This window comes from Mucilaginibacter gilvus (genome assembly GCF_004054195.1).
Taxonomy (GTDB): domain Bacteria; phylum Bacteroidota; class Bacteroidia; order Sphingobacteriales; family Sphingobacteriaceae; genus Mucilaginibacter; species Mucilaginibacter gilvus.
In genome coordinates this window covers 686,526-706,151 of the sequence record NZ_SBIW01000003.1, presented here as the reverse complement: position 1 = coordinate 706,151, position 19,626 = coordinate 686,526, and the positions used below count along the sequence as shown (strand labels likewise).

General features: G+C 46.3%; 21 protein-coding genes. 12 read left to right on the top strand and 9 right to left on the bottom strand.

All coding sequences use genetic code 11. From position 1 onward, the window contains the following. The first annotated feature begins 160 nt into the window (after positions 1 to 160). The 6 genes from EPL05_RS09005 (at position 161) to EPL05_RS08980 (ending at position 3,410) form a co-directional block, all read left to right on the top strand. On the top strand, positions 161 to 634 hold the full coding sequence (locus tag EPL05_RS09005) for a DinB family protein (protein WP_128533603.1): 474 nt from the start codon (positions 161 to 163) through the stop codon (positions 632 to 634). Continuing rightward, complete coding sequence (locus tag EPL05_RS09000; protein ID WP_128533602.1) at positions 631 to 1,041, top strand: hypothetical protein; 411 nt, start codon at positions 631 to 633, stop codon at positions 1,039 to 1,041. The genes EPL05_RS09005 and EPL05_RS09000 overlap by 4 nt, the downstream gene beginning before the upstream one ends. After that, positions 1,038 to 1,688, top strand: a complete 651-nt coding sequence (locus EPL05_RS08995) for an SCO family protein (protein ID WP_128533601.1) — start codon at positions 1,038 to 1,040, stop codon at positions 1,686 to 1,688. The genes EPL05_RS09000 and EPL05_RS08995 overlap by 4 nt, the downstream gene beginning before the upstream one ends. Then, positions 1,685 to 2,104 (top strand): c-type cytochrome, encoded by a 420-nt coding sequence (locus tag EPL05_RS08990; protein ID WP_128533600.1) that lies wholly within the window; start codon positions 1,685 to 1,687, stop codon positions 2,102 to 2,104. The genes EPL05_RS08995 and EPL05_RS08990 overlap by 4 nt, the downstream gene beginning before the upstream one ends. Before the next feature lie 123 nt (positions 2,105 to 2,227). Beyond that, positions 2,228 to 2,458, top strand: coding sequence for a hypothetical protein (locus EPL05_RS08985; RefSeq protein ID WP_128533599.1), 231 nt, complete (start codon positions 2,228 to 2,230; stop codon positions 2,456 to 2,458). Between the two features lies 1 nt (position 2,459). Next, entirely contained in the window at positions 2,460 to 3,410 is a 951-nt protein-coding gene (locus tag EPL05_RS08980) for an aldo/keto reductase (RefSeq protein WP_128533598.1), read from the top strand. A gap of 72 nt (positions 3,411 to 3,482) precedes the next feature. Here EPL05_RS08980 and EPL05_RS24210 read toward each other — a convergent pair whose 3' ends face one another. Then, positions 3,483 to 4,565, bottom strand: coding sequence for a hypothetical protein (locus tag EPL05_RS24210; protein ID WP_208394707.1), 1,083 nt, complete (start codon positions 4,563 to 4,565; stop codon positions 3,483 to 3,485). 297 nt (positions 4,566 to 4,862) lie between these two features. On the opposite strand from EPL05_RS24210, the gene EPL05_RS08970 reads away from it, so the two are divergent. After that, entirely contained in the window at positions 4,863 to 6,161 is a 1,299-nt protein-coding gene (locus EPL05_RS08970) for a PQQ-dependent sugar dehydrogenase (protein ID WP_243837253.1), read from the top strand. Positions 6,162 to 6,240: 79 nt separating this feature from the next. On the opposite strand, the gene EPL05_RS08965 is transcribed toward EPL05_RS08970, so the two are convergent. The 5 genes from EPL05_RS08965 to EPL05_RS08945 form a co-directional block, all read right to left on the bottom strand. Beyond that, a complete protein-coding gene (locus tag EPL05_RS08965; RefSeq protein ID WP_128533597.1) occupies positions 6,241 to 6,759 on the bottom strand; it encodes a tetratricopeptide repeat protein in 519 nt (172 codons plus the stop codon). A gap of 454 nt (positions 6,760 to 7,213) precedes the next feature. Continuing rightward, on the bottom strand, positions 7,214 to 7,459 hold the full coding sequence (locus EPL05_RS08960; protein ID WP_128533596.1) for a hypothetical protein: 246 nt from the start codon (positions 7,457 to 7,459) through the stop codon (positions 7,214 to 7,216). 246 nt (positions 7,460 to 7,705) lie between these two features. Further along, on the bottom strand, positions 7,706 to 8,455 hold the full coding sequence (locus tag EPL05_RS08955; RefSeq protein WP_128533595.1) for an ABC transporter ATP-binding protein: 750 nt from the start codon (positions 8,453 to 8,455) through the stop codon (positions 7,706 to 7,708). Then, a complete protein-coding gene (locus tag EPL05_RS08950; protein WP_128533594.1) occupies positions 8,452 to 9,318 on the bottom strand; it encodes an ABC transporter permease in 867 nt (288 codons plus the stop codon). The genes EPL05_RS08955 and EPL05_RS08950 overlap by 4 nt, the downstream gene beginning before the upstream one ends. After that, entirely contained in the window at positions 9,318 to 10,289 is a 972-nt protein-coding gene (locus EPL05_RS08945; RefSeq protein WP_128533593.1) for an ABC transporter substrate-binding protein, read from the bottom strand. Before EPL05_RS08945 ends, EPL05_RS08950 begins: the two co-directional genes overlap by 1 nt. Before the next feature lie 105 nt (positions 10,290 to 10,394). Between EPL05_RS08945 and EPL05_RS08940 the strand changes: the two genes are divergently transcribed. The 3 genes from EPL05_RS08940 to EPL05_RS08930 all read left to right on the top strand — a co-directional run bounded on the left by EPL05_RS08940 (position 10,395) and on the right by EPL05_RS08930 (position 13,725). After that, positions 10,395 to 11,645 (top strand): transglutaminase-like domain-containing protein, encoded by a 1,251-nt coding sequence (locus tag EPL05_RS08940; RefSeq protein ID WP_128533592.1) that lies wholly within the window; start codon positions 10,395 to 10,397, stop codon positions 11,643 to 11,645. 98 nt (positions 11,646 to 11,743) lie between these two features. Continuing rightward, on the top strand, positions 11,744 to 12,889 hold the full coding sequence (locus EPL05_RS08935; protein WP_128533591.1) for a methionine aminotransferase: 1,146 nt from the start codon (positions 11,744 to 11,746) through the stop codon (positions 12,887 to 12,889). Between the two features lie 56 nt (positions 12,890 to 12,945). After that, on the top strand, positions 12,946 to 13,725 hold the full coding sequence (locus EPL05_RS08930) for an amidohydrolase (protein ID WP_128533590.1): 780 nt from the start codon (positions 12,946 to 12,948) through the stop codon (positions 13,723 to 13,725). A gap of 203 nt (positions 13,726 to 13,928) precedes the next feature. Here EPL05_RS08930 and EPL05_RS08925 read toward each other — a convergent pair whose 3' ends face one another. After that, on the bottom strand, positions 13,929 to 15,047 hold the full coding sequence (locus EPL05_RS08925; RefSeq protein WP_128533589.1) for an alpha-amylase family protein: 1,119 nt from the start codon (positions 15,045 to 15,047) through the stop codon (positions 13,929 to 13,931). Further along, complete coding sequence (locus EPL05_RS08920; RefSeq protein ID WP_128533588.1) at positions 15,047 to 15,562, bottom strand: hypothetical protein; 516 nt, start codon at positions 15,560 to 15,562, stop codon at positions 15,047 to 15,049. Before EPL05_RS08920 ends, EPL05_RS08925 begins: the two co-directional genes overlap by 1 nt. Positions 15,563 to 15,689: 127 nt before the next feature. Here EPL05_RS08920 and lepB point away from each other — a divergent pair, with 127 nt between their 5' ends. Together lepB and EPL05_RS08910 are read left to right on the top strand one after the other, a co-directional pair. Beyond that, positions 15,690 to 16,799: a signal peptidase I gene (gene lepB / locus EPL05_RS08915; protein ID WP_128533587.1), complete on the top strand. Its 1,110-nt coding sequence runs from the start codon at positions 15,690 to 15,692 to the stop codon at positions 16,797 to 16,799. Positions 16,800 to 16,921: 122 nt separating this feature from the next. Beyond that, complete coding sequence (locus EPL05_RS08910) at positions 16,922 to 17,269, top strand: DUF1801 domain-containing protein (RefSeq protein WP_128533586.1); 348 nt, start codon at positions 16,922 to 16,924, stop codon at positions 17,267 to 17,269. Positions 17,270 to 17,557: 288 nt separating this feature from the next. Here EPL05_RS08910 and EPL05_RS08905 read toward each other — a convergent pair whose 3' ends face one another. Then, positions 17,558 to 19,528, bottom strand: coding sequence for a glycoside hydrolase family 30 protein (locus tag EPL05_RS08905; RefSeq protein WP_128533585.1), 1,971 nt, complete (start codon positions 19,526 to 19,528; stop codon positions 17,558 to 17,560). Positions 19,529 to 19,626: the final 98 nt, after the last annotated feature.

Here is a 19,626-nt window from a genome sequence, read left to right as displayed (position 1 = left end):
CGAAAGTCTCTAAATCATAGCGCAACAAATGGATAATATGGAATGGTGGAGTAAATTCGATGTTCTGCATTCACAATTCATTGTGCGTTATTTTCTTTATTTCTCTGTAATATTTACTCTCCCCTGTTTAAATTTCCACTAACCGTTATGTACTTTTGCCATGATGAAAAACTATTTTATCCGCCTGTTTAATTACGATGCCCATGCAAACCGGCAGATGAACGGGCTGATAGCACAGTTTGGCGGGTTAGAAAAATCCCGCGGATGGATGGCGCATTTATTAGCCGCACAACAAATTTGGCTGCTGCGCTGTAAAAATCTGCCAGCACCCGGCGTACCCTTGTGGCCGGATAACAGTACCGAAGAAATGACAGGCTTTATTACAGCCAACCATGCTGATTGGCTAAGCTACCTGGAAACTTTGCAGCCCCAAAATTTCGACCGCGTCATTACCTATAAAACGCTTAAAGGCGATGGCTTTGAAAATACGTTGAGCGATATACTGGCGCATGTGATCAACCACGGCACACATCACCGTGCGCAAATTGGGCAACACCTTAAACAAGCCGGGGCCACCCTGCCTGCTAACGATTATATACTATACGTACGAGATTTAGAAAAAACCACATCATGAAAAAATTACTTGCCGCAGCAATTGTAAGTATGCTGTTTTTTAGCTGTGCCGATCCTCAAAAACAAGAAAAGGAACTGCTGGACCAGGTGATAGCCAAACATGATAGCGTAATGGCAAAAAACGAGCAGGTGGAGAGGGCGAACATTCAATTGGATACCCTGCTTAAAACGGGGGTCCTGGCGAATAACGACAGCACTGCAACCAAATTGATAAAAGGACAGGAGGAAGCCATGGAAAAAATGGAGGATTGGATGCATAAGTTTGATGCCGAGAACAAAGGCAAATCTCATGATGCAATAATGGCTTACCTGACCGACCAGAAAAAACAGATAGAAGCTATCGACAAAGATTTTGACGCGGTAATCACCGCCACCAACAACTATAAAAAATCGCTGATAAAAAAATGAGGAAACTGGCTACGCTAATTGGCGTAATTTTGCTTTACGCGGCTTGTAAAAGTGAGGACAAGCAGGCAACACTGCCTATTTACGGCAATCGGGACACTAAAACCATCACCAAAGATGGTAAAAAAGTGGTGGATACCATTTACCAAACCATCCCGGCGTTTAAGTTTGTGAACCAATATGGTGACAGCATTACCCAAAACAGCCTGAAAGGCGATATTTATGTGGCCGATTTCTTTTTCACCACCTGCCCTTCTATCTGCCCTATTATGCACCGCAACATGCTGAAGGTTTACAACGAGTTCAAGAACGTCAGCGATTTTAAGATCATCTCGCACAGTATAGACCCTAAACACGATAGTGTGCCCGTACTAAAAAAATATGCCGATGGCTTGGGTATTACTGGCAACAGCTGGTGGCTGCTGCAAGGTAAAAAAGATGATACGTATAATCTCTCTACAAGTTACCTGGTACGCCGCCCCGAAGAAAGCGCCAAGGAGCTATTTATACACGATGGTTATTTTGTACTGATAGATAAGCAAAAACATATCCGTGGCAGTTACGATGGTACCGACGAAAAAGATGTTGCCCGGATGATTGGCGATATTAAGATCCTCCGTGCCGAAACCAACACCCAAATTGCCCAATGAAGTTTAAAATAATTGCCGGTCTCGTTTTAGTGCTTTCGGTAATTATTGCCTCCTGCGGCAGCCAGGAGGATATGGAATTTAAGCGCTACTATTTAGGCGGCGAACAGCTTTACAAACAAAGATGCCAAAACTGCCACGGCACCAAGGGCGAAGGGTTATCAAACCTCATCCCGCCGCTAACTGATAGCACCTTCCTCAAAACAAACAAAAAACAACTGGCCTGCATTGTAAATAACGGGCTTAAAGGCGCCCTGCTGGTGGTGCATGGTAAAAGCTTTGTGGGCGATATGCCCGCCAATGATATGTCGCCGGTTGATATTGCGCGGGTGCTCACCTACGTTACCAACTCGTTCGGTAATAAAATGGGCACGGTTACCTCGGAAGATGTGGCGAGGGATTTAAAGGATTGCAAATAAGGAGGAATAAACAAGACGGACTGCTTAACTCTACCAAACTCTCCGCCAAATACTTAGCTCAAACCACAATCCGTATTCAAACACAAACTGCTACCCATTGTTGAATAATAAAACATACATATTATGCAACAACAATTTGACGCGGTGCTTACCGGTTCGGACAGTGAAGTGAACGGTATTGCAACCCGCCTGGATAGCGGCGCTTATGAATTTAATTCGCTGGATGGCAGCCTCCAACTTATCATCGCCCCTAATGCCGATGGTAAATGGGAACGCCTTGCCGGTACCGAGCCATATTTTGGCGGATGGATAGACGAATTTGCGGAGCAGATACCCGCGACTACAGATATTTAATATGGAACAAAGAGAATTAGGAAGATCGGGGTTAATTGTACACCCTTTTGTTTTCGGTGGTAACGTTTTCGGTTGGACGGCGGACGAGAAAACCTCCTTCGGCCTGCTGGATACCTTTGTAGACGGCGGTTTTAATTTTGTAGATACAGCTGATGTTTACTCCAAATGGGCACCCGGCCATACCGGCGGCGAATCGGAAACCATCATAGGCAACTGGCTGAAACAAGGCGGCAAACGCGATCAGATCATCCTGGCAACCAAAGTGGGAAAACCCATGGGCGAAGATAAAACCGGGTTATCTAAGGCCTACATCACCAAAGCGTTAGAAGATTCCCTTAAGAGACTTCAAACCGACTATATCGACCTCTACCAATCGCACGAGGACGATACCAAAACACCTTTGGAGGAAACCCTTGCAACCTTTACAGACCTGATCAAACAGGGAAAAGTAAGGGCGATAGGTGCATCTAACTATAACGCTGCCCGCCTGCACGAAGCCTTACAGGTGAGCAAGGATAATGGCTTAGCCCGTTACGAAAGCCTGCAACCGGAGTATAATTTATACGCCAGGGCAGATTACGAACACCAGTACGAATCGCTTTGCAGGGAGAATAACCTTGGTGTTATCACCTATTTTTCGCTGGCCAGCGGCTTCCTCACCGGCAAATACCGCTCAGAGGCCGATCTGACTAAAAGTAAGCGTGGCGGTGGCATCAAAAAGTATTTGAACGGACGGGGCTATAAAATTTTGGCCGCTTTGGACAAAGTTGCCGGCGAATACAACGCCACACCTGCTGCTGTGGCACTTGCCTGGGTTATGGCAAGGCCGGGCATTACCGGGCCAATTGCCAGCGCAACCAGCATACAGCAATTAAAAGAAATTGCCAAAGCCGCCGAACTTAACCTCAGCCCCGAAGCGATCGAACTGCTCACCACTGCCAGCAGCTACTAAAAAATAAAGCAAAAAAGAAGCTTCCCGGATATCGGGAAGCTTCTGCATTTATATATATTGGGATAGAATTGCTTAGAACCTGGCTGGGCGCATAAAGCCGCTTTGCCTTACCATGTGGCCACCGTTGTTTTGAGCTACCTGCCCGCCACCACCGTTACCTCTGTCTTGTCCGCCGCCACCGTTACCTCTATCGCGTCCACCGCCATTTTGGTTGCCACCGCCGTTTCCGTGTTGACCACCGTTATTGGTAGGTTGCGAAGGCTGTTGTTGCTGCCCACCGCCATTTTGGCCACCCCAGCCGCCGTGTTGGCCGCCTTGGTTTCCACCACCGTTAGATGGTTGCTGTGGTTGTTGCCCACCACCGTTTTGACCACCCCAGCCGCCGTGTTGGCCGCCGTTAGAGGGTTGTGACGGTTGCTGCTGTTGTTGCCCACCACCATTTTGGCCACCCCAGCCGCCATGTTGGCCGCCGTTAGATGGTTGCGAAGGGTATTGCGGTTGTTGCCCGCTACCATTTTGGCCACCCCAGCCGCCATGTTGGCCGCCGTTAGATGGTTGCGAAGGGAATTGCGGTTGTTGCCCGCTACCATTTTGTCCACCCCATCCGCCACGGCTACCGCCTTGATTTCTGTTTGGCTGTCCGTAGCCACCACGGTTACGGTCGTCCCTATCGCGTTGGCCATAGCTGCCTTGGTTATTATTGCGCCCCCATTGGCCGTTGTTGCTATTGCCACGGTTGGCATAAGTATTATCTCGTCTGTTCCAGTCGCCACGGTTAGCGTTACCTCCCCAGCGGCCACGGTAAACATCGTGGTTCATGTAGGGCCTGCGGCCACGTACTTCAAACCTGCGGGCGGCACGCCAATCGTAATTGCGGTATGCACCAGGTAAATATTGTGCCCTTATCCAGCGGCCACCATCGTTATAAAAGTAGCATTGTAAAGGGATGCTGTAATAGGCTTCTACCTCGGGTAAGTAATAGTAATCGTCGCTGTCGTCAAAGTCGTCGTTATAAATAACTTCGGGCTGTGGCGCAGGCACATACACGTGCCTTACGGGGACGTTAAAACCAATATGTACCGATATTTGTGCCTGGGCTTTGTTAGCAAACAAACCGGCTAAAACCATTGCGGATAATAAATATATCTTTTTCATTTCGTTTCAAATTTTATACATCTATGACGACATCTGTAAACGAAAGTTTAAAGCGCGATAGCAATAATATCACAGTACAATACTTAAACAGAATATAATTCTTATAAAATAAAAAAAATAAGAATTATATTTTTATTTATCAAATTTGATAACGGTTTAGCAAATAAAGATTTCCTTTCTCGAGTTAAAATAAATCTTGCCCTATCCGGTAAAATCATGATGATTAGAGCCTGTTTAATCAAACAGATTTCGGTATGTGTTGTATTATCAGTTAATTTGAGTATCAACACATTCACCATGAAGAATATAAGACAATTACACATTTTGCCAATGCTGGCTATGGCTTGCCTCGGCCTTTTGTTCACAGCTTGCAACAGCGATAAAACCAAAACGGCCCAAACCGATAGCACCGCTACCGATTCTTCGGGCGCAGGCTTAAGCCTTCCCGCCGGCTTCAGCGCGGCGGTTATTGCTAAAGATCTGGGCAGCGTTAGGCACATTTCCATTACGCCGCAGGGAGGCATCTATGTAAAACATAAAAGCGCTGGTGGCAACGCGGGCATTTTGTATTTAACCGAAGCTAATGGCACCGCCACCGTAAAAACATCTTTCGGCACTTTTGATGGTACGGGGATCTATGTAAAAAAGGGCTACCTATATGCTTCCTCAGATGAGGAGGTTTTCCGTTTTAAACTGAATGCCAATAACGAGGTGGAAAGCCCCGATAAACCGGAGAAAATTGTAACGGGCTTAATATCACGTAACGAGCATGAAGCAAAGGCGATCTTGCTGGATGATGCCGGCAACTTATATGTAAACATTGGCGCTTACTCAAACTCGTGCCAGGTAAAAGACCGCGAAAAGGGCTCGATGGGACAGCCCGGCTGTCCTATTTTAGATTCGGCGGGGGGTATATGGCAATTTAAGGCTGATAAGCTAAACCAAACTTATAAAGATGGCATACGATATGCTACCGGCCTGCGCAACGTGGTGGGTATGGACTGGAATAAAACCAGTAACCAGCTTTTTGTAATGCAGCACGGTCGCGACCAGTTGCACGATATTTTCCCCGATATGTATACCGAAAAACAATCGGCCATATTACCTGCCGAGTGTATGTTTGCTATTAACAAAGGGGACAACGCCGGCTGGCCCTATGTATATTACGACCAGGAACAAAAGAAAAAAATTGTAATGCCAGAATACGGTGGAGATGGCAAAAAAGAAGGCGACAGCAAATACCTGGAACCGGCAGCAGCTTTCCCCGGCCACCTTGCTCCTAACGGTTTGTTATTTTATACAGGCAGCCAGTTTCCCGAGAAATATAAGAACGGTGCATTCATTGCCTTTCATGGTTCATGGAACCGCGCGCCAGAGCCACAGGCTGGGTATTTTGTAGTTTTCCAGCCATTGAAAAACGGCAAAGCAGATGGCCCAATGGAGGTATTTGCTGATGGTTTTTCAGGTTCGGCAGAGAATACTGCTAAAGGTAGCGCTACGCATCGCCCTTGCGGCCTCGCCCAGGGCCCCGATGGTTCGTTATATGTAACGGATGATGTAAAAGGAAATATTTATAAGATAAGCTATAAAAAATAAGGGAAGTAACGGTTGCAGTAACAGTAGCTATGCCATATAAGCAAGAGGGGCCGACTTAAATAAGTCAGCCCCTCTCCTTTTATCCGCTCAGCGTATATTGATACGCAAAGCTTTGCTGCATTTTCTCCTTAACACGGTCGATAGCTTCTTCGCTGTTGTCGCGCTGTTCTTTTATAGTTGCTTCCATGTAAGCGTTACGATAAGCTTCTAATGCTTTGGCGTACTGGCGGCTTTTTTCGGCGTACAGCCCAAGTAATTCGTGGATCTCCGAAATGCTTACGCCGGGGGTTATTAATGCTTTTGCAGAAACCACCTCCACCTGCCTGGCCATGTCAAGAAATACCACGAGGCTTAGGTATTCAAAATAGTTATCAGGGAATAAGGGCTCCAATTCCATACAGGTTTTAAAATGATAGCCTGCTGTTTGGTAGTCCTTTAGGTCGCGATAATATATTTTACCTATTTGGTAATGCGCACGTGCATACAATGGGTCGTCGGCAATAATGGCGCTAAGCATCTTAAGCCCCCTCGGCGTATTGAAGTATAGCTTATCAACTGCATGTAAATACTTCTCTTCGATAGTATAATATGTGTTCATAAAAATGAAATATAAATTCCGACGGCATAAGCCTTCAGGTTTTGTGTTCGATAAAAAATTAAAAATTTGTTGTTCCGGGTTAACCGGCTGTACTATGAAGAGAAATGTATCCTTGATGCAAAGCTCTCCTGCTGCGTGCCCAGGGGCCACATGTGGGTGGTGGAGTAAACTTTATTTAATAGCATCTTTTATTATTTGTGGCGAAAGTACAGAAGATGAAGGATATAAGCAAATCCAATTTACACGATTAAAGGATTTGAAGATTCACACGATTAAATCGCATTTATAAAACGCCAAAAAATAGTGATTCAAAACGATGGCACGGTTAACGTAACGCCAATTTATTTCGGCGCCCGTATGCAAAGTATCCCCCTATGATAATCGCCGCGCATTATGGTTACTTACGGCTTAGGGCTCAGAACGTTGTTCGGACTGACGCTGGAAAGATATGTAGTTACGCCGCCATCCGGTTTACTTTCACAACTTCTATCATGTAATTGTTCATTAGCTCATACTCGGAGATGATCACGCTGAAATCGTCGAAACGGAGGCCGTCTTCAAAAGCGAACAGGGTATAGCCACGTTTGTTACCGTCGTACTCGCCAAGTTCGTACACTTCGTCGTAATTTTTGCTTTTTATTTTTGCGCCGCTTACCAGTTGGTAAGAATCGGATATGTTTTGGAATGTAATGTTCTTCATAGTACGGAAGGCTATGCAATTACTTTGCCAATTTTTTTAGGCGATCTGGGTCCCTGATGCACCAGTCTGTATGAGCATCCCAATCGGATTCAAAACGCAAAAAAGTTTACAAAAGTTAACATAATTCAATATGTTAACTTTTCAAATATCTAATAATCAGAAACTTAAAACATTTACAGGGTTAACATATTAAAATAGTTATTTTACCAATAATTGTGTGTCTCTTCTACAACAGGGCCCGATATTTTATCCAAACCACTCAAACAGCTCGGCCTGTTTTAACTTTGTTTTTTCTGCTGTAGAGATATCTTTCAGTATCTCGCCTTCGCTCATCTGGATAATGCGGCTGCCGTAGTTAGCAGCGTCCTTTAAATTGTGCGTTACCAGTATAGCGGTAAGGCCATATTGTTTAATAAGCGCATCGGCAGTGCGCATCACGTTTTCGGCAGAGCGTGGGTCGAGGGCGGCGGTTGGTTCGTCCAACAGGAGGATCTTACATTCATCCATTACGCTCATCATCAGGGTGAGCGCTTGCCGTTGCCCGCCGGAGAGTGTGCCAATCGGCTGCTCGGTTTTATCTTCGAGGCCCATGCCCAGTGCAGCTATTTTTTCGCGGACCAAAGTTTTAAACTTTTCGTTTTTCCCGATGGTCAATCCCTTATTTTGGGTACGAAGGGCCGCGAGTCGGAAGTTATCCAATATGCTCAGATCGGCGGCTGTGCCCGATAATGGATTCTGGAAAATACGGGCTATCCATTTACTGCGCTGGTAGTCGGCCAGTTTGGTGGCATTGTTCCCGGCGATGCTGATGCTGCCTGTATCGGGGAGGATGGTACCTGCCACCAAATTAAGCAGCGTGGTTTTGCCCGAACCGTTGGAACCGACAATTACCACAAACTCCTTTTCTTTGATCTCCAGGTTTAACTTACCCAGCGCCTTCACCTCGTTAGGTTTACCGGCGTTAAAGGTTTTGCTGATGCTTTTTAGTTCTATCATGCCTTACTGGAGGTTAAGCGCGGCAGGCCCACTATAATTAATACAAACATGGCAGTTACCATTTTTAGCAGGTTAGGGTTTACGCCGATATCCAATGTAAAGGCCAGCACTAACTGAAAGATAACCGCGCCGGCAAGTACCAGCACCAGACTGAGCCATACAGACGTTATCTGCAGCCAGTTGATCAAAGTTTCGGCGATGATAACCGAGCCAAGGCCGATAATTACTACACCTATCCCCATGCTGATATCCGCAAAACCCTGAAACTGGGTGATGAGATAGCCGCTCAAAGCGGTTAACGCATTGGCAATAGCAAGGCCAATGATCTTCATCCTGTCGGTATTTACGCCAAGGGCGCGGACCATTTGCTCGCTATTGCCAGTAGCGCGCATAGCAATGCCGAAATCTGTTTTAAGCAGGTAACCAATAAGCAGTGTAAGCGCCGCTACAAACAGCGAAAGGATGATTAACGAATTTTGGTTTGGGTCGGTTAATACGTTCAGCACCGAAAACAAAGAGGGCAGGCTAAGCAGCGGTAAATTAGAGCGACCTAAAATAGTAAGGTTTACGGAGTAGAGCGCCGTCATCACCAGGATGCCTGCTAACAGGGCATTTATTTTTAATTTGGTATGGATGATCCCGGTAAGCGCACCAGCGACGGCCCCCGCCCCTATCACTGCTAATAAAATCATCCAGCCGGGCTGGTTGTGGGTAAGCATAATGCCCGTTACCACGCCGCCCAGCGTGTAGCTGCCGTCGGTAGTAATATCGGGGATGTTAAAGATCTTCATGGAGATATAGATACCGAAGGCTATCCCCGCGAAGCAAAGCCCCTGTAATAACGCGCTCAGGTACAGCCCCATTATTTTACAGCGGTATAATCTGCCGGGATGGCAATGTTATATCTTTTTGCGGCCTCGGCATTGTAAACACGCTTGCGCACTTTTACCATTTCCAAAGTCAGGCCGTCGGTTTTGTGCGTTTTTAAATATTTTGCCGCCTGTACGCCACTCTGATAGCCCCACTGGTAAATATCGGCACCAAAGGCTGCAACAGCGCCACGTTGTACCAAACCGGCCTCGCTGGTGAAAATAGGCACATTATGTTCGTTACAGCTTTTCAGGATAGTTTCAAAGGCGGCAAAAACGGTATTATCCGGGTTAGCGAAGAAAGCGTCGATACCTTTACCCAAAAGCGCCTGTGTTACCAACTGCGCGTCGGCCGAAGAATTTAGCGGCAACGCGATGATCTTTACATTCAGTTTTGCAGCAAGGCCCTGTATCCTGTTCAAGGCGTCGGCAGATTGCGGCTCGCTTTGGTTATAGATCATGCCAATGGTCAGTTGCGCGCCTTTTGGCTTCAATAGTTTTGGGATGATAGCGAACGATGTATCAATATAATTCAATTCCTCCATGGTGCCAAACAAATTTGCCGGGCCTTTGCCGCTTGCATCAGCCACCTTCATCCGTTCGGGCGTGGGCGATACCATCTGGAAGATAGGGATGGTTTTTGTTTTTTGAATGGCAGCCACCGTTGATAAGGTAGTAGAGGTTGCCAGCAGATCAACCTTTTCGCCCGCAAACTGGTTCACTATAGTAGTAAGCGTAGGGATGCTGCCCTGCGCGTTGCTGTATTTTATTTCGATATTTTTTTGCTCCTCGCTAAAGCCATTCGCCTTAAGTGCGGCAACAAAGCCATCTTTTGCCTGCGCTATGGTGGCATCCTCAAAGGCATCTACAAAACCAACCACCGGCACGGCAGATTTTTTATCAGACAAGCAGGAAACAGCAAACAGCACAATTAATATGGCGATGAGCGACTTGGAGAATTTCATCCTACTAAGGTAATTAATAGCCCCGAAAGCAAAAAATGTTGGCTTTAGATAATATTTTTTTTACAATACCGATATATTTATATTTGAAATGAACAACACATCCCCATGAAATTTAAATACGCCCTGCTAAGCCTCGCCCTGTTTACCACCGCCAGTTTATTTGGCCAGAACAAGCCTCAACCTGCCTTTACTCCCTACGCCGACAATTTTAGCGATAAACTGCAAAAAGCTTATGATAAACGCGACGCTGAAACGGGGCGGAAATTGGTAGAGGATTTTGCAACCCAATACAACAAATTAAGCCGAGAGGATAAAGTTTACTTTGGTGGGAATATAACAAACGCTTACTACAATTTAAGCTGCATTTACGCCATAACCAATAGTAAGGAAAAGGCTTTGCAATATTTAGATAGTGCGGTAGTAAAGGGTTATACCGATTACAAACACTTGGGGGAAGATACCGATTTTGCAAACATAAAAGCCGAACCTGGATTTACAGCAATTCGTACCAAAATACGCTCCATTGGCGATTATTTGTACATTTTGCAAAAAGCGGGTAAATACAATAGCGCGCAAAAGCGGGTAATACCGGCCTTTAGTTACCAGCCTGCAACTGCCCCCGCACTGGTGGCTTTGCGCAAAAAATTCAACCTTGATTCTGTGGCGGGTACCGGCACCGACTTAGAAAAAATGAAGAATTTGCTGCATTGGGTGCACAATACCGTAAACCATGACGGGCAGCATGAAAGTGGCATCAAACTCATCAATGCCGATGAGATCATCGGTGCGGCCAGGTCGCGCAAAGTAGGCGTATCTTGTGGCGAACTGGCTTCGGTATTACAGGATTGCTATTTGGCGATGGGCTGGAAAGCGCGCAAGGTTTATTGCTTCCCTAAAGATAGCCTGAAAACGGATTTCGATTCGCATGTGATCAACGTGGTATACCTGCCCGCCAACCAAAAATGGATATGGATGGACCCAACAAACAACGCTTACGTTACTAATGATAAGGGGGAAATGCTGGGCATTGAGGAAGTGCGTGAAGGCCTGGTAAACAATAAACCGCTGGTACTAAACACCGATGCCAACTGGAACAACCGGCAGGTGATAACCAAAAACTTTTACCTGTACAATTACATGGCTAAAAACCTGTACATGCTATATAGCCCTATAAAAAGCGAGTTTGATTACCAAACACCAGGCAAAAACCGTAGTGTGGGCTATGTGATGCTTTTACCACTGGAATACTACGTACAAACGCCCGATAAAACAGTAAATGTAAATAGAGAAACAAACACTACTGTTACCCGCTACCGCACCAACAATGCCGTGCAGTTTTGGTCAGTTGAGGAATAGTGCCGGGCAACTGGCATTCCAACATCTGATGGGTTTAATTATTTCCATTTTTCAACATTGTGCCAACCCATACCTTTTTTTGGCTATTTTAGCCGTTGATGATACCCGTTATATCTAAACTACCCCAAACAGGAACCACCATATTTACGGTGATGTCCGCACTTGCTGCCGAGCTTGGGGCTATTAACCTGTCACAAGGATTCCCCGATTACAATTGCGCGCCCGAATTGGTAGAATTGGTGAACAAGGCCATGCAAAATGGCCACAACCAATACGCTCCTATGCCCGGCCTGATGGCCCTGCGCGAGCAAATTGCTATTAAAACCGAAAAACTTTACGGTGCCGTTTATAACCCCGATACCGAAATTACTGTTACCGCAGGGGGCACGCAAGCCGTGTTCACAGCTATCAGCGCGGTGATAAATCCCAATGATGAGGTGATCATTTTTGAACCGGCTTATGATTGCTATGCCCCTGCCATTAAACTGATGGGCGGCGTGGTGAAGTCATTAGAACTGGACCCGCCCGATTACCGCATTGCCTGGGATATGGTGAAACGCCTCATCAACGGTAAAACAAAAATGATCATCCTCAATTCGCCACATAACCCCACAGCAACCATCTTGCGTAAGGAGGATATCGACGAACTAAGCGCCCTGGTAAAAAACCAGGATATTCTGATACTGAGCGACGAGGTGTACGAGCACCTGATATACGACGGCGAAACGCACCACAGCATGGCCCGCTACCCCGAACTACAGCAGCGCAGCTTTATTGTATCGTCGTTTGGCAAAACGTTCCATGCTACCGGCTGGAAGATGGGTTATTGCCTCGCCCCAGCCTACCTCATGACGGAGTTCAGGAAGATCCACCAGTTTTTGATATTCAGCGTGAATGCGCCGATGCAGCACGCCATTGCCGAATATTTAAAAGACGAGAACACCTATTTAAGCCTGCCGGATTTTTTTCAGCAAAAGCGAGATTACTTCCGCGAAGGACTTAAAAATACACGTTTTCAACTGCTGCCGTGCGCGGGATCATACTTCCAATCGGTTACCTATGATGCCATTACCGATGAGAAAGATTCGGACTATGCCATACGTTTAACCAAGGAAATTGGGGTGGCTTCTATCCCTGTTTCGGCGTTCTACCGCAAGGGTACCGACAAGCATGTACTGCGATTTTGTTTCGCCAAAAGGCAAGAAACTATCGATAAAGCCGTTGATAGGTTGTTAAAGGTTTAACCTTTAGTAAATATTTACGTATACATTTACCAGCCGTTGCTCAAAAAACACCGCTTATGGATAATCTTAAAGTTACCGTTTACCAGGGATATTTATTTTGGGAGAACATTGATAAAAACCTGCAGAATATCTCGCTAAGGTTATCCAACATCCGCGAAAGAACCAACCTCATTATTCTGCCAGAAATGTTTAACACCGGCTTTACTATGAATGCCGAAGCTTTGGGCGAAAACATGGGCGGTAAAACGATGAAATGGATGCACGATACCGCTATTAAGTATGATTGCGTGGTAACCGGCAGCATTATTATCAAAGAGGATGGTAAATTTTATAACCGCCTCATTTGGATGCGAACCGACGGCACCTACGAGCATTACGACAAGCGACACCTCTTTGCCCTTGGCAAAGAACATAATACTTACACAGCAGGCACCAAAAAACTTATAGTAGAAATAAATGGCTGGAAAATTTGCCCGGTAATATGTTACGATCTCCGTTTCCCGGTATGGCTGCGTAATGTTGATGAGGATTACGATGTATTAATGATCGTAGCCAACTGGCCGGAAAGACGCGCGCTGCACTGGCGCACCCTTATCCCCGCCCGCGCGGTAGAGAACCAGAGCTATGTTATCGCCGTGAACCGCGTAGGCCACGATGGCAACGAGGTTTATCATTCCGGCGATTCTACCTGCATTAGCCCCAACGGCGATGTAGTTTATTACAAACGCGACGAAGAAGACGTATACACCTTCTCCATCATTTACGACGAAGTGAAAAAGATCCGCCGGGCGTTACCGTTCCTAAAAGACGCGGATGCTTTTAGTTTGGAAGGTTGAGAATCCAAACATCCTGTCAATGCATCATTGCAATCATTCTTGCGCATAGCGTCATCATTAAGGGCGGTACTGTAGAGTTTTTCTATCTCGGCGTCGCTGCAAAATTGTTTGATCACGAGATAGCCGTCACGCTGATACTGCGCAATCTGCTCAAGGCTGAGTGCTTTGCTTTCCATAAAAAAGTAAAATTCATCAATTATTTATCAATCCCAGTTAAAGGTAACCTCCCGATTATTCAATTTCCATTTAGCCGGCCATTGTTCGGTCAGCCAGTCAAGCGGTTCGCCGGTTGGCTGCACTTTGGCAGCATCGGCAAAGGCCTTTTTAATGGCAGCTTTTTTATCAGCATCTAAAATATCCAGTTCGGCAGAGATAAACAGCGGCGCACCGCTTTCTGCCAGCAATTGCAGCCATTGGCGGTTCTTATCCCAAGGTACATCTTTGGTAAGGCCAACGCAGTCGCCATCGGCAGCATAAAAAGTATTATGGTGCGGCAGGCGGAAACCTAAGGTGTTCACCCCCATTTTTTTTGTACGGGCCCACTCTTTACCGCTGGTATCATCGCCGGTACGGTTCAGTTCAAACACGCCGGCAGATAAGTGGCTCATGGTGTTACAGCCAATGATATACATATCACCTGCCGATTGCCGGATTGCATTGTACAAATTATTGATGATCTCTGCATTGGTTTTACTTTGGTCGTGGTATTTCCAACCCTGCGCAGTGAGCCCGTCGGTCATCTGCATACCCCACTTACCGAAAATATCGTAGCTGCTGTAGTCGTGCTTCACCATGTGGTAGCCCCATTGTTTGTAAAGGCTAATATTGTGTTTTACGCGTTCAATGGTTTCGGGCAGGGTTGGGTCGAGTATAAGTTCACCCGTTTGGCCACGGCCCGGTATTTTTGGAGCCAGCAGTGAGGCACTATCGTCCTTACGGGCAATCAGCGGGCGTGTCCACAAACCGGGGCGCATGCCATGGCTCTTTATTTCGTCTGCCATTTTATGCATGTCCTTAAACTTATCGTTCACTATGCTAAAATCATCCGGTTGCTGCCAGCCATCATCAATTACCGAGAAGGGCCGGTTGTTCGTATCGCTTACCAAACCACTCATCACGGTTGTCTGCTCTTTTATGGAATTGAAAGAGTTGTTCCCGTAAACCACATACCAATCATTGATGCCATAAACAGGCTGTTTAGGCAGCCGTGGTTTTGGGCACATTATCTTGCAAAAGCGGGTCAGCGTTGCATAGGGCGTTTCGTTAGGGGCGCTCATGTTGGTTACAATATCCGCTGTATGCAGTTTCCGCTGACCAAGCATTACGCCCGCCCCCCCGAATGGGTATCCATCGTTAGCTCTAAACTATCTGCGGTTACGTTCCAAAAGGAAATAGTATTGCCGCCTGTTTTCACACCAAATGCCGCGGTTTGCTTATCATCATGCAGCAAAACATACCAGGGGTTTTTAGCGCTTGCTTCAGGTTTCTTCCAGGCAAGGTCGCCGTAAGTGCGTTCCCAATGGTCGCCCAATATTTTCGAATACTTTTTGGTCTCATATTTCCACTTGAAGCGAACAGCCATCAACGCCGCTGTTGGCGACTGCACGTAAACCGATTGCGCGTTGCCCGCGCTTTTAACTTCTACGCGCACATCTTTGTGCGTATAAACTGAGCCACCGGCACCGGTAAGCTTTACCCAACCCTCTGCCAGTTCTATCCAGGCTTCGTCGGGATGGTTAATGAGTGCGAAGCCGCTATCGGCGGCAAACGTGATTCTGCTATACATTACTGCCGCCATGGATGCGGCGGAGAGTTTGATAAAATTACGTCGTAACATAGGGTTGATATAAAATAGGTGCCCTAAATCTACAAATTATGGCTAAAAATCATCCCAGTGACTGTAACATTTTTCGTATGTTAGGCTCTAAATGAGTAAGGAACGCTAAATTAATACCACAATAGCTATGAACTGGAAATTCTTATCGCGCAAAAAAACGGATACGGCAAAGCCAAAAAAGAGCAAAACCCGTGAGTGGATCGATGCAATTTTGTTCGCACTGGTCGCGTCAACCATTATTCGCGGCCTGTTATTTTCGGCATTTGCTATTCCTTCCGCATCTATGGAGGGTAGTTTGATGACCGGCGATTACCTGTTTGTAAGCAAATTATCATACGGTGCCCGTATGCCGATGACACCTGTAGCCATTCCGTTTACAGAATCGACCATATATGGTAACATGAAAACTTATTGGGACGGCATTCAGCTACCTTACTACCGCCTGCCGGGCTTGGGCGATGTAAAAAAAGGCGACGCGGTTGTATTTAACTATCCTGCCGAAACTGTCCCCCGCCCGGTAGATATGCGTGTGCATTATATAAAACGTTGCGTTGGGCTCCCCGGCGAAACCGTTACCATAGTTAACGGACAAGCATATACCGACGGAAAAATTGTAAAAAACGCGCCACAAGCACAAACATCTTACTTAGTAGTCACCAACGGTACTCCATTAAATCAGGACGTTTTAACCGATCTGCATGTAGAAGTAAGAGGTTTTGATGGCACAAGCACCTACGAAATGGTGATACCTACCGACAGCTATTCGCAGGTGAAAAACTTCTCTAATGTAAAATCTGTCACACAGGTAAATGAGCCGAAGGGCGAAGTTGACTCCCAAGTTTTCCCGAAAAACGCTCTGTTTAAATGGAACCAAGATAATTATGGCCCTATATTGATCCCTAAAAAAGGCACCGTTATCCAACTAAATGATAGCACCGTTGCACTATACAGCCGGGCCATCGAGGTTTACGAGCACAATAAACTGGAAATTAAAGGTAAAGAAGTGTTCATCAACGATAAAAAAGCCGACAACTACACCTTTAAAATGAATTATTATTGGATGATGGGCGATAACCGCCACAACTCCGTAGATTCGCGTTTTTGGGGTTTTGTACCCGAAGATCATATTGTAGGTAAAGCCGTGATCACCTGGATGAGTATCGATAGCACTCAGTCTTTCTTTAAGAAGATCCGCTGGAATCGTATTTTCCGTCCTATACCTCGCGTAGAGCAATAGTTATTCATCTGAACTCGAATTTTAGGGAATTAAGCGGATTTATAGAATATCAGCTTGAGTATATTGAAAGCATTCTGTCAATTCTAAAAATTCAATCAAATTCGAGCTCAGACAATTACAATATGCCGCGCCCAATTGACGAGTATTTTCTCAACCAGCCAAAACCAACCCAAAGTTGCCTGCAATTTCTGCGCGGGCATATCCTGGCCCTAAACACCCTCCTTACCGAAGAATGGAAATATGGCATGCCCATGTATTGCTATAAGGGCAAAATGTTTTGTTACCTATGGGTGCATAAAAAATACCTGCAACCCTATATTGGCATTGTAGAAGGCAACCGGCTTAATCATCCCGACCTGCTGCTGGAAAAACGCGCCCGCATGAAAATATTACTGATAGATGCTACAGCAGACATCCCGGTGGAAAAGATAGATGCAATATTAACACAAGCCCTGGCCTTTTATAAATAATTGGTGGTTTTGGGGCCTGCTATACCAAACTTAATGCGCTAAATATTAAATTGCACCTATGATGGCCATTCTTAATTATATCTGCTGTTAACTTTGATAATCAGAACGAAGGCCTGCCCAACTCCATCCAATGTAAAACAGATGGACTGAAAGACAATATTACCTACACCGTAAAAATAAAAAACGTAGAGGCCGACGGTAATATTTTAAATTACCAATACACTTTCCGGCTGATAAAGTAACTGCGGCACCGCTGTTTTAACTGGCGGGGATCAAATCCTGAATTGCTTATTCGCTTATCAGGCTCACATAACTTACAGCCGGCAGTTTAAACTTCGCCGCACCATCTTTTACCTCCACAGCGCGTTCTTCTTTCATATTGGTTTTCCTGTTGGTGATATAATAACGAAGCCGTACAATTTTCGCCGGCAGTCCGGTTAAATTTACTTCGCGCGTGCTGCCGTTATTTACCAATTGCAAGGCATAAATGCCTTTACTGTTATCGCCCATAGCTGCGGCGGAAATTCCGGGCCGATCCACACTTAGCGGCATGGCAAATAACCCTTTGGGCGTAGTGGAAAGCTGCTTTAAATTCCAAAACCGCTGCCCCGGGTGCAGCGGTTCGGGGTTGCCAAAAATACCACCGCCTATTAGTGGAGAGTAATCGGCAGTGAGTTGCCATTGCAATATAGAAACCGGCTGGCAGATGGCCAGCAAACGGGTATACAGGTTTATCTCCTCAAGCGCATAGGTTTGCTCCTGAAAAATGTCGGGATAGTTCCAGGCGGCGGCATCTATACTGCCCTCACCCACAATTAGCGGCACATTCATTTTGGTAGCGGCATCCGCCCATTTTTGCAGGGTAACGTTATCCCACCCTCTCCACGAGTGGAAAGATATCGCGCCGATATAGGGCTTGGTGGCTGGGTCGTCCATTGCCGGGTATATAAACTTATATGTTGTCGCGTCCGAGTTATCGCCCAGCAATAATTTGGTATGGAGGCCTTTGGAGGCCATATACGCGCCAAGCCCTTTAATAAAATCGCGGTGCTCCTCTCCCGTTAGGCGAATGTTTATACCAAGGTCCGATTCGTTGAACGAGAACATTTTCACTTCGAAACCGTATTTGGCTTTCAGGTAAAGAATGTAGTTGATTATAGATTTGTAAATAGCTTCGTCCTGCGTGTGATCCAGCGGGTTGCCCCAAACACCTTGAGGCGTTGGCCTAAAGCGTGGCGGGCCAACAATAGCCCAGTTGGGTGCCGACCATGCCGACAGGATCACCGGAATGCCCATGCTATCCAACCTATGCGCCATCTGCATGGATTTTAACACAAAAGGGTTCAGTTTGCCATTGTTTGCTTCTGTTGTGGGGTCAATATCCTTTTCGGGTTGCCAAAAGCGCCAGGGCATTTCTACCCTGCCCCAGGCTACGCGCAGGTTTTGCAGGCTGTAGTCTATTACCTGCGGGTCGGTCTTCGGGTTCTGCAAGCGGAAGTTACCGCCAAGTCCGGCGAACTCACGCCCCGGCTGTGCGGTATTGATAACCAGGTTAACCGGTTGCGTATCTATCAGTCCCTCGGCTTTAATACTTAGCGTTTTAGTTATTACATCGCCGCGATGCACCTCATTCAGCGCAAGCGGGACGTACAGTTGCAGATTACCTACCGAATCCTTACGTACAATAACCATCTCCGGCTCATCAAAACTCACCTTTAATTTCCGTGTGGCAGCGGTAAATTCCACGCCCCTGGCCTTTACACTTACAAAGCTATTGGCAAAGCCCGGCGCATATTGTTTTAGCGAATCTTCTTTTACCCCGGCCAACCGCAGGCGGCTCTCGGCATACTCCGCTACGGGCAATGTAATGCAAAAGAAAACACCCTTTAAGGCGGTATCCTTTTTAGCTATCACCTGCACATTCACCTTTATTTTACCGGAACCCGCATCAGTAACGGTTTGGCTGAAAAACAGGCTGTCTATCCGGGTAACTACGATCTGGTCATCCCCCCTGCGGCTATACTTGGGCGACTGCTTTTCTTTGGCCGTTGCGGCCATACGTTTACCGTTAGCGCCAATCACCCGCAGGCTGGTCTCGAAACCGTAAAGCTGTCCTTTATTTCGGATGCCGGTAATATTCCCCCATGGCTCCACTTCAGCCTGCGCAAATGCATGGTTAACAGCAAAAGTGCTGAGCAATAAAATAAGTATGACTGATGCCCGTAAAAATGGGCGCAAGGTGGCAGAGAAAGTTTTCAATTGGCGTAGCGTTTATAGCTGTCTAAATTACAGTAATGGCCGCTATTACCGTCAATGATATTTTAACATAAACAGATGGAATTTAAGCAACGCCCGTT

Bases quoted from the DNA above. Each gene is read 5' to 3' on its own strand.
- EPL05_RS09005 (WP_128533603.1), top strand. From the start codon at position 161: ATGATGAAAAACTATTTTATCCGCCTGTTTAATTACGATGCCCATGCA.
- EPL05_RS09000 (WP_128533602.1), top strand. From the start codon at position 631: ATGAAAAAATTACTTGCCGCAGCAATTGTAAGTATGCTGTTTTTTAGC.
- EPL05_RS08995 (WP_128533601.1), top strand. From the start codon at position 1,038: ATGAGGAAACTGGCTACGCTAATTGGCGTAATTTTGCTTTACGCGGCT.
- EPL05_RS08990 (WP_128533600.1), top strand. From the start codon at position 1,685: ATGAAGTTTAAAATAATTGCCGGTCTCGTTTTAGTGCTTTCGGTAATT.
- EPL05_RS08985 (WP_128533599.1), top strand. From the start codon at position 2,228: ATGCAACAACAATTTGACGCGGTGCTTACCGGTTCGGACAGTGAAGTG.
- EPL05_RS08980 (WP_128533598.1), top strand. From the start codon at position 2,460: ATGGAACAAAGAGAATTAGGAAGATCGGGGTTAATTGTACACCCTTTT.
- EPL05_RS24210 (WP_208394707.1), bottom strand. From the start codon at position 4,565: ATGAAAAAGATATATTTATTATCCGCAATGGTTTTAGCCGGTTTGTTT.
- EPL05_RS08970 (WP_243837253.1), top strand. From the start codon at position 4,863: ATGAAGAATATAAGACAATTACACATTTTGCCAATGCTGGCTATGGCT.
- EPL05_RS08965 (WP_128533597.1), bottom strand. From the start codon at position 6,759: ATGAACACATATTATACTATCGAAGAGAAGTATTTACATGCAGTTGAT.
- EPL05_RS08960 (WP_128533596.1), bottom strand. From the start codon at position 7,459: ATGAAGAACATTACATTCCAAAACATATCCGATTCTTACCAACTGGTA.
- EPL05_RS08955 (WP_128533595.1), bottom strand. From the start codon at position 8,455: ATGATAGAACTAAAAAGCATCAGCAAAACCTTTAACGCCGGTAAACCT.
- EPL05_RS08950 (WP_128533594.1), bottom strand. From the start codon at position 9,318: ATGGGGCTGTACCTGAGCGCGTTATTACAGGGGCTTTGCTTCGCGGGG.
- EPL05_RS08945 (WP_128533593.1), bottom strand. From the start codon at position 10,289: ATGAAATTCTCCAAGTCGCTCATCGCCATATTAATTGTGCTGTTTGCT.
- EPL05_RS08940 (WP_128533592.1), top strand. From the start codon at position 10,395: ATGAAATTTAAATACGCCCTGCTAAGCCTCGCCCTGTTTACCACCGCC.
- EPL05_RS08935 (WP_128533591.1), top strand. From the start codon at position 11,744: ATGATACCCGTTATATCTAAACTACCCCAAACAGGAACCACCATATTT.
- EPL05_RS08930 (WP_128533590.1), top strand. From the start codon at position 12,946: ATGGATAATCTTAAAGTTACCGTTTACCAGGGATATTTATTTTGGGAG.
- EPL05_RS08925 (WP_128533589.1), bottom strand. From the start codon at position 15,047: ATGCTTGGTCAGCGGAAACTGCATACAGCGGATATTGTAACCAACATG.
- EPL05_RS08920 (WP_128533588.1), bottom strand. From the start codon at position 15,562: ATGTTACGACGTAATTTTATCAAACTCTCCGCCGCATCCATGGCGGCA.
- lepB (WP_128533587.1), top strand. From the start codon at position 15,690: ATGAACTGGAAATTCTTATCGCGCAAAAAAACGGATACGGCAAAGCCA.
- EPL05_RS08910 (WP_128533586.1), top strand. From the start codon at position 16,922: ATGCCGCGCCCAATTGACGAGTATTTTCTCAACCAGCCAAAACCAACC.